The sequence below is a fragment of the Acidobacteriota bacterium genome, assembly GCA_016196035.1.
In the GTDB taxonomy this organism is placed as follows: domain Bacteria; phylum Acidobacteriota; class Blastocatellia; order RBC074; family RBC074; genus JACPYM01.
Map to the genome: position 1 here is coordinate 19,258 of JACPYM010000126.1, position 7,751 is coordinate 27,008.

The 7,751-nt window shown below is 58.4% G+C and carries 4 protein-coding genes and 1 tRNA gene; all 5 read left to right on the plus strand.

Features of this window, described 5'->3' with window-relative positions:
- The first annotated feature begins 192 nt into the window (after positions 1 to 192).
- Positions 193 to 2,592: a PQQ-dependent dehydrogenase, methanol/ethanol family gene (locus tag HY011_35300; GenBank protein ID MBI3428222.1), complete on the plus strand. Its 2,400-nt coding sequence runs from the start codon at positions 193 to 195 to the stop codon at positions 2,590 to 2,592.
- A gap of 275 nt (positions 2,593 to 2,867) precedes the next feature.
- On the plus strand, positions 2,868 to 4,112 hold the full coding sequence (locus HY011_35305; protein ID MBI3428223.1) for an esterase: 1,245 nt from the start codon (positions 2,868 to 2,870) through the stop codon (positions 4,110 to 4,112).
- Positions 4,113 to 4,365: 253 nt separating this feature from the next.
- Positions 4,366 to 6,078, plus strand: a complete 1,713-nt coding sequence (locus tag HY011_35310) for a carboxylesterase/lipase family protein (protein MBI3428224.1) — start codon at positions 4,366 to 4,368, stop codon at positions 6,076 to 6,078.
- 295 nt (positions 6,079 to 6,373) lie between these two features.
- Positions 6,374 to 6,844, plus strand: coding sequence for a MerR family transcriptional regulator (locus tag HY011_35315; protein MBI3428225.1), 471 nt, complete (start codon positions 6,374 to 6,376; stop codon positions 6,842 to 6,844).
- A gap of 30 nt (positions 6,845 to 6,874) precedes the next feature.
- Positions 6,875 to 6,948: transfer RNA gene (locus tag HY011_35320), tRNA-Pro, on the plus strand.
- Positions 6,949 to 7,751 lie beyond the last annotated feature (803 nt).

A 7,751-nucleotide genomic window follows, 5' to 3' on the forward strand; every position in this document is an offset into this window, starting at 1 on the left:
TGTTGAGAGTTCCGCCTTTAGGCGGTCTGGCGCTTTAGCGCCGCATTGACGCGCCTGCGGCGCACTGACCGCCTAAAGGCGGAACTCTCAACACCTGCTTGCCGGAACAGCGGTTCAATTCGCCAGCGGTATCATCCCTGCCTGCTGTAAGAGAAAAAGCACATCAATCAACCACAAGGAATTTAAGCACGGATGCGTTTCATCATCACCATCGCTTTGCTGATCGGCGGTTGCGCGTTGGCCCGCGTGCAATTCGCGCAGGAACATACGCAACAAAACGAAAAGAATCCGCTCGCGGGCAATGCCGCCGCCATTACGGCGGGCCAGCGCGTGTTTGAACAAGCCTGCCAAACCTGTCACGGCGGCGAAGCGCGTGGCAGCGAACGCGGCCCCGCCTTGGCGACCGGCGTGTTCAAGCACGGCGGCAAGGACGGCGAAATCTTTCTGAACATTCGCAACGGCATCGCCAGCACGCAAATGCCGCCGTTCAAACGCCTGTCCACCGAACAGGTCTGGCAAGTCGTCAGCTATTTGCGCAGCCTGAGCGGTGTGCCAGCGGCGCTGACAACGCCGCGCGCGGCGGGCAATCTGGCGTTGGGCGAACAGCTCTTTTTTGGTAAAGCCAATTGCGCCGCCTGCCACGAAGTCAACGGGCGCGGCGCAACCATCGGCCCTGATCTTTCAAATGCCGGGCGTATGAGTGCCGCGCAGTTGCGGCAAAAGATCGTGGATCCGAACACCAGCACGACCGCGCCCGCGCGTGGCCGCCGCCGTCAACCGCCACGCGGCGTCGCGGTCATCAAAACCAAAGCCGGTCAGCAACTGCGCGGGTTGGTGCGCAACGAAGACACTTACACGTTGTTGCTCACCGACACGAACGGCCAATTGCAGCGGCTGGATAAAGCGCAGATCGCCGAGGTGAATTACGAACCGCAATCGCTGATGCCGGCGGATTACGGTCAACGCCTATCTGCTGACGAACTGCAAAACTTGGTGGCCTTCCTGCAAGATTGCAACGGACGCGATTTCAGCAAGACGATTGCTGCGGATATGCCGGGCGGGCTGAGTTACGAACGCATCCGCAATGCCCCAGCGGAACCGCACAATTGGCTGTCTTATTGGGGTGATTATCAGGGCCGCCATTATTCGGCGCTCAAGCAAATCAACACCGCCAACGTCGCGCAGTTGCAAGCGCGCTGGGCCGTACAAATGCCGGGCGATACCACGCTCGAAGCAACCCCACTGGTCATTGACGGCGTGATGTATACGAGCGGCATGCCGGGCCAGGTTTTCGCGCTCGACGCCAAGAGCGGCCTGCAAATTTGGAAGTACGAGCGCAAGCAAAAGGTCGTCAATCCTTATGAAAGCAACCGCTTCAATCGCGGCGTCGCGGTGCTGGGCCAGCGCGTCTTTGTCGGAACGCTCGATGCCGCGCTGATTGCGCTCGATGCGCGCACGGGTTTGCCGCTCTGGGAAGTCCAAGTCGCCGCCACGATGGAGGGTTACAGCATCACTTCGCCGCCGCTCGCGCTCAAAGACAAAATCATCGTGGGCGTGGCCGGTGGCGAATACGGCGTGCGCGGCTTTCTGGATGCTTACGATCCGAAAACCGGCAAGCGGTTGTGGCGTTTCAACGCGATCCCTGGGCCGGGTGAATTCGGCAACGAGACGTGGAAGGGCGAGAGTTGGAAATACGGCGGCGGCGCGACCTGGCTGACCGGCAGCTACGATCCAGAGTTGGACACGCTCTATTGGACGATTGGCAATCCCGGCCCGGATATGAACGCTGAGATTCGCAAAGGCGACAATCTGTTCACGTGCTCGGTCGTCGCGCTCGACCCGAACACGGGCCAGCGCAAATGGCATTATCAATTCACGCCGAACGACGATCACGATTGGGATGCGAATCAGGATGTAATTCTGGTTGACCGTGTCTGGCAAGGCCAACCGCGCAAGCTGCTGATTCAAGCCAATCGCAACGGTTTCCTGTACGTGCTGGATCGCACGAACGGCAAGCTGTTGCAGGGCACTCCTTACGTTCGTCAAACCTGGAATGCAGGCTTCGAGGCAAATGGGCGGCCCAAATTCCTGCCGAACTCAGGCGCGACACCGGAAGGCAACGTAGTCTTCCCTTCCCTCGTCGGCGGCACTAACTGGCAAGCGCCGTCTTACGATCTCAATTCGCACTGGCTCTATCTGGTCTTTAACGAATCAGGGGAACGTTACGTGCGAGACAACGCGCCGTATGAACCAGGCAAAGGTTACTGGGGCGGACGTTCGCTGCCCGCGAGCGAAAACAATTACGCGGGCATTCGCGCGTTGGATACGACCACGGGCGCGCAGCAATGGGAATACAAAGTCTCGCAAGGCTCGCTGGCGGCAGGCGTGCTGGCGACGGCGGGCGAGGTGCTGTTTGCCGCCAGCCGCGAGGGCAATCTAATCGCGCTGGCCGCAAAAACCGGCAAACCACTTTGGCGCTTTCAAACCGGCGGCACGATCGCATCCGCGCCGATCAGTTATGCGGTGGATGGCAAACAATTCATCGCGCTGGCGGCAGGTGGCGTGTTGTATAGCTTTGCGTTGCCAGAATGAGCAGCGCACTTATGGAGTGCTGCGGCTCGCGCTACCGCTGGCGAATGGAGTTGCTGTTCCGGCAGGCAGGTGTTGAGAGTTCCGCCTTTAGGCGGTCAGCGCGCCGCAAGCGCGTCAATGCGGCGCTAAAGCGCCAGACCGCCTAAAGGCGGAACTCTCAACACCTGCCCTGACAGACTAATCCCTGCCGGAGCTGGCCGCTTTTAATTCGCCGGCGGTAGCGCGAGCCACCGCGTTCCACAAGCGGGCTCAATTTCAACTGAAGGATCAATGTTATGACCACCAAAACCAACATCACCAACTTTGTTTTCAGCGTGCTTCTCACCGCGCTCTCATTTGTCGCCAGTTACGCGCAACCGCCTGCCCAACCAGCAGGCCAGCGGGGCACCCCGCCGCCGCAATTCACTTCACCTGAAGTGCAGACCGACCGGCGCATCACCTATCGCCTCTTTGCGCCCCAAGCGACTGCCGTGCGCCTGTCTGGCGGCGACATGCCGGGTCTGGGGCAAGGAGGCAAAGAGATGACCAAGGGCGAGAATGGCGTCTGGGAAGTCACCGTCGGGCCGTTTGAAGCAGGCGCGTATCGGTACAACTTCAACGTCAATGGCGTCACGGTGATTGATCCGCGCAATCCCGCCGTCAGCGAATCGAATACGAATGTGTGGAGCCTGGTCGTCGTGCCCGGCTCAGAGTCATTCGACACCAAAGAAGTTCCGCACGGCGCAGTGGCAGCGGTGACGTATTACTCAACCGCGCTCAAACGCTTTCGCCGCATGCACGTTTACACGCCGCCGGGCTATGAGTCTGGCAAAGGCAAGTATCCGATCTTTTACCTGCTGCACGGCGCGGGCGATTGCGATGACTCGTGGACATCGGTGGGCCGCGCCGGCTTCATCCTCGACAACTTGATCGCGGCGGGCAAAGCCAAACCGATGGTCGTGGTGATGCCCGCTGGGCATACGACACGCACGCCCAATCGCCCCGCGACGCCGCCTGCACCCGGCACACCGCTGCCGCCCGATGAATTCGTGCAGGATTTCGTCACCGACATCATGCCGTATGCCGAAAAGAACTACCGCGTGCTGACCGACCGCGCCAACCGCGCGATTGCGGGCCTCTCGATGGGCGGCGGGCAAACGCTCAGCATCGCCGTGCCGCATCTGGAAAAGTTCGCGTACATCGGCGTTTATAGTTCGGGCTTGTTCAACGCCTTCGCGCGCAATGCGCCCGGCGCGGCGCCGCAACAACCCGTTGCGGCGATTCCAGCGTTGTTGCCGGCGGGCGAAGCCTGGCTCAAACAAAACCAGGCCAAACTCGCGGACGCGAATTTGAAAAAAGGTCTGAAGCTGTTCTGGTTCGCCACCGGCAAAGAGGACGGCCTGATGAACATCACCAAAGGCACGGTCGAGTTGTTCAAGCAACAAGGCTTCAGTCCGACCTTTCAGGAATCAGCAGGCGGGCATACCTGGCTCAACTGGCGCAACTATTTGGTTGAATTTACGCCGCAACTTTTTCGTTAATCACAAACCACTGACCCAGTAACGCAACCGATCAGGAGCGCCGGTGGTGGCTCAAAGAGGAGAAGTCTTGCCGCAGATGAACGCTGAAAACCGCGGATCAAACCTGTTAGCCATTCGATTGATCTGCGTTGGCCTGCGTTGATCTGCGGCTTAGCTCTCTCCTCATTGACCCACTACCGGGGTGCCTACACCAAGCGTCGCACCTGATTGGTTGCTACACTCCGCTCAACCAAGCACATTCGAGGAAACCACCATGAAAGAGAAAACACGCATCAACCGCCGCAGCTTGTTGAAAGGCGCGGCCACGCTGTTAGGCAGCGCAGCCGTTGCGCCCTTGCTGCCAAATGCAGCCGAAGCCAGCCCATTGGCGACAGCAGCGAATGGCTGTTCCACTACCGTGGCTGCCTCCGCCACGCAAGCCATCGTCGAAACGACGGCGGGCAAAGTCGGCGGCTACATTCGCAACGGCATCGTCACGTACAAGGGCATCCCTTACGCGGCTTCGGTCGCAGGCCAGGCGCGCTTTCAACCGCCCGGCAAGGCTACGCCGTGGGCGGGCGTGCGCAGCTCGAAACAATATGGCCCAACGTGTCCGCAAGTCGCGCGCACCGGCTGGGCCAATGACGAAGAGGCTTGGCTGTTCGGTTGGGACGACGGCCAGCCGGGTGAAGATTGTTTGCGCGCCAACGTCTGGACGCCAGGCGTGAATGACAACAAGAAACGGCCCGTGCTGGTCTGGTTGCATGGCGGCGGCTTTCAAGCGGGTTCGGGCCAGGAACTGCCCTCGTATGACGGCGAGAATCTGGCGCGGCGTGGCGATGTCGTCGTCGTCTCAGTCAATCACCGCTTGGGCGTGCTGGGGTATTTGAATCTGGCCGAAGTTGGCGGCGCGGCTTATGCCAGCGCGGCGAATGTGGGCCAACTTGATTTGGTTGCGGCGCTCGAATGGGTGCGCGACAACATCGCCAATTTCGGCGGCGACCCCGGCAACGTAACGATCTTTGGGCAATCGGGCGGCGGCGGCAAAGTGAGCGCCCTGCTGGCAATGCCCGCTGCCAAAGGCCTCTTTCATAAAGCCATCGTGCAAAGCGGTTCAGGTTTGCGTATGGCTTCGCCGGAAAGCACCGCGAAGCTGGCCGCCGCGACGTTGGCCGAATTGGGCTTGAACAGCAGCAACCTACAGCAACTGCACACGCTGCCCGTGCAAACGATTATTGCGGCGGGCGCGGCGGGCTTGCGCAAGCTGCAATCCGGCGGGCCGGGCGCAGGCTTCCGCATCTTTCAAAAGCGCGCCGACCGCGCAGGCTGGGCGCCCACCGTAGACAGCAAGCTTCTGCCGGCGCATCCCTTTGATCCGGCGGCCCCGGCGCTTTCGGCCAACGTGCCGATGCTGATCGGTTCGACGCTCAACGAATTCACCGGCGGCATCAACAATCCCAATGTGGACGCGCTGACCGAAGCCGAACTGGTCGAACGCGTAACGGCGATGTATGGCGACCGCGCCAACCAAATCATCGCCGTCTATCGCCGCGCCAATCCGAAGGCCAGGCCCTTCGACATCTTCTCGTTCATTTCGACCGTGCCAACGCGCCACAACGCCGTCATGCAAGCCGAATTGAAAGCCGCGCAAGGCACAGCGCCCGCGTTCCTATATCTGTTCACTTGGCAAACGCCCCTGCTGGACGGGCGTCCGCGCGCGTTCCATTGTTCGGAGCTGGCCTTCTGTTTCGACAACATTGACCGTTGCGTAAACATGACGGGTGGCGGCGCTGACGCCCGCAGTCTCGCCGCCAAAGTCAGTGAAGCCTGGCTGGCTTTTGCTCGGAAAGGGAATCCGAATCATGCCGGGCTGCCGAATTGGCCGGGCTATTCCGCCGACAAAGGCGCGACGATGATCTTCGATAACAAATGCGAAGTCCGGAATGACCCCGACCGGGCCGAGCGGCAAACAGTGACGCTGGCCTGACGCAGCGCGCATCCTTGGGAACGCAGTCAGCGCGGAAAATTTTGCCTGTGCTGACTGCGGTTAGTCTTTCTGCGCCTATCCCTTCCGTTCATTCACAGCTAGCAGTATTCACTTGTGGCTGCGCCAGATTGCGCGCTGCCCCGCTTCCCGCAATGGAGCGTTGACACAAACGAGTTGGCCCCGTAACATCGCGCCCGGTTAGCTTCCCTAACATGAACGCTTTACCAGGATTTAGCGCAGGCGGCGGACTCAATGTTCAACCTTGGTTTCGACGCCGCAGACAATAGTTACGGTTATGAACACACAAACTGTCCCCTCTGACATCCCCGACAAGCTGTACTTCAAAATCGGCGAAGTTTGCGACCTCGTGGGCGTGCAAGCGCATGTATTGCGCTATTGGGAGTCCGAATTCCCTTCGCTGGCCCCGCAAAAGAATCGTGCCGGCCAGCGCACCTATCGGCGCAAAGATGTCGAAATGGCCCTCCGCATCAAAGAACTGCTCTACGGCGAAGGCTTCACGATTGCCGGCGCCAAACGTAAGCTGGTGGGCGAAGGCCGCAGCACCACGGCTCGCTTCAAAGTCGTCCCACCCACCACGTCGCACCTTCAACCGAACGTTGAATCCCCCCCCTACCACGATGATTTCGCCAATCACATGCCTGCGTCGCTGTCAGCCAACCGTCCGGTGTCGCGAGATACCTTGCAACGGTTACGACTAATGCTGGAGGATATGTTGACAACCCTCAATCGCAATGTGTTAGATTAGCTGTGCTTCAAACAAGCATTGAAAACTTTACGGGACGTGGCGCAGCCTGGTAGCGCGCTTGCTTGGGGTGCAAGAGGCCCCCGGTTCAAATCCGGGCGTCCCGACTTTTAGAATCAATCACTTACAAGCGTCTTAATGACGCTTGTTTTGTTATTGTGCAATACTCAGTGCAACACTCATTTCAAATGTTGCACTTTTCCCTCTGCTTCCTAAATAGTCCCAAATTGTCACTTTTGACAAAACCTATCTTAATCTCGCTGTCATTGTCACAGCAAGGTCCCTACAAAAAATGAGGTAATAGAACAATCAGCTTGTCATCGGTTCACATAAAGCGATGCAAGTGAGCCCACCAAATTAGGTATATGGTCGGCCTTACTTTTGAGTCAATGCCTTCTTTGCTGATTTAGCTTCTACCACATTTTTGAGTTCGAGATGAGCGGTTACCAGCCTGGATTGTTAGGTGATCAGGCTAAGGCGTTTATCCAATATGGGCAGGCAATCCGTGACTCGCAGCGATCACAAATAAATGGCTCGATCTGTTCAATAAAGACGCTTTGGGAAAACTGTTCAAATCTTCGTAGAATTCGCCCTGTCTCATTCTCAAAGTCGTTTTTTCTGGTCGTCCACTGATAACAATATAATTTTCCGTCATCGCCAGAGAAGACCAACGGACGTAGCTCTGGCTCATACCTTTTCAGCAATACGAAGGAGGCACGATGTGTAATGGTCCCGTAAACCTGGACACGGAATTGTTGTTTGAAAGTGTAGACGACTATGAGGGCTTCTGTCATTGGGCAGCGAACTCTGCCGGCGTCAGATAGCCTAGCGAGGAATGAATGCGCTTGGTATGGTAGACGTCGTCAATGAATCGCCTCAGGTGAAGCTGCGCTGACAGCAGATCGGGGTA

Excerpts from the sequence above, each read along its gene's own strand:
- HY011_35305 (MBI3428223.1), top strand. The coding sequence starts at position 2,868 with ATGACCACCAAAACCAACATCACCAACTTTGTTTTCAGCGTGCTTCTC.
- HY011_35315 (MBI3428225.1), top strand. The coding sequence starts at position 6,374 with ATGAACACACAAACTGTCCCCTCTGACATCCCCGACAAGCTGTACTTC.
- HY011_35310 (MBI3428224.1), top strand. The coding sequence starts at position 4,366 with ATGAAAGAGAAAACACGCATCAACCGCCGCAGCTTGTTGAAAGGCGCG.
- HY011_35300 (MBI3428222.1), top strand. The coding sequence starts at position 193 with ATGCGTTTCATCATCACCATCGCTTTGCTGATCGGCGGTTGCGCGTTG.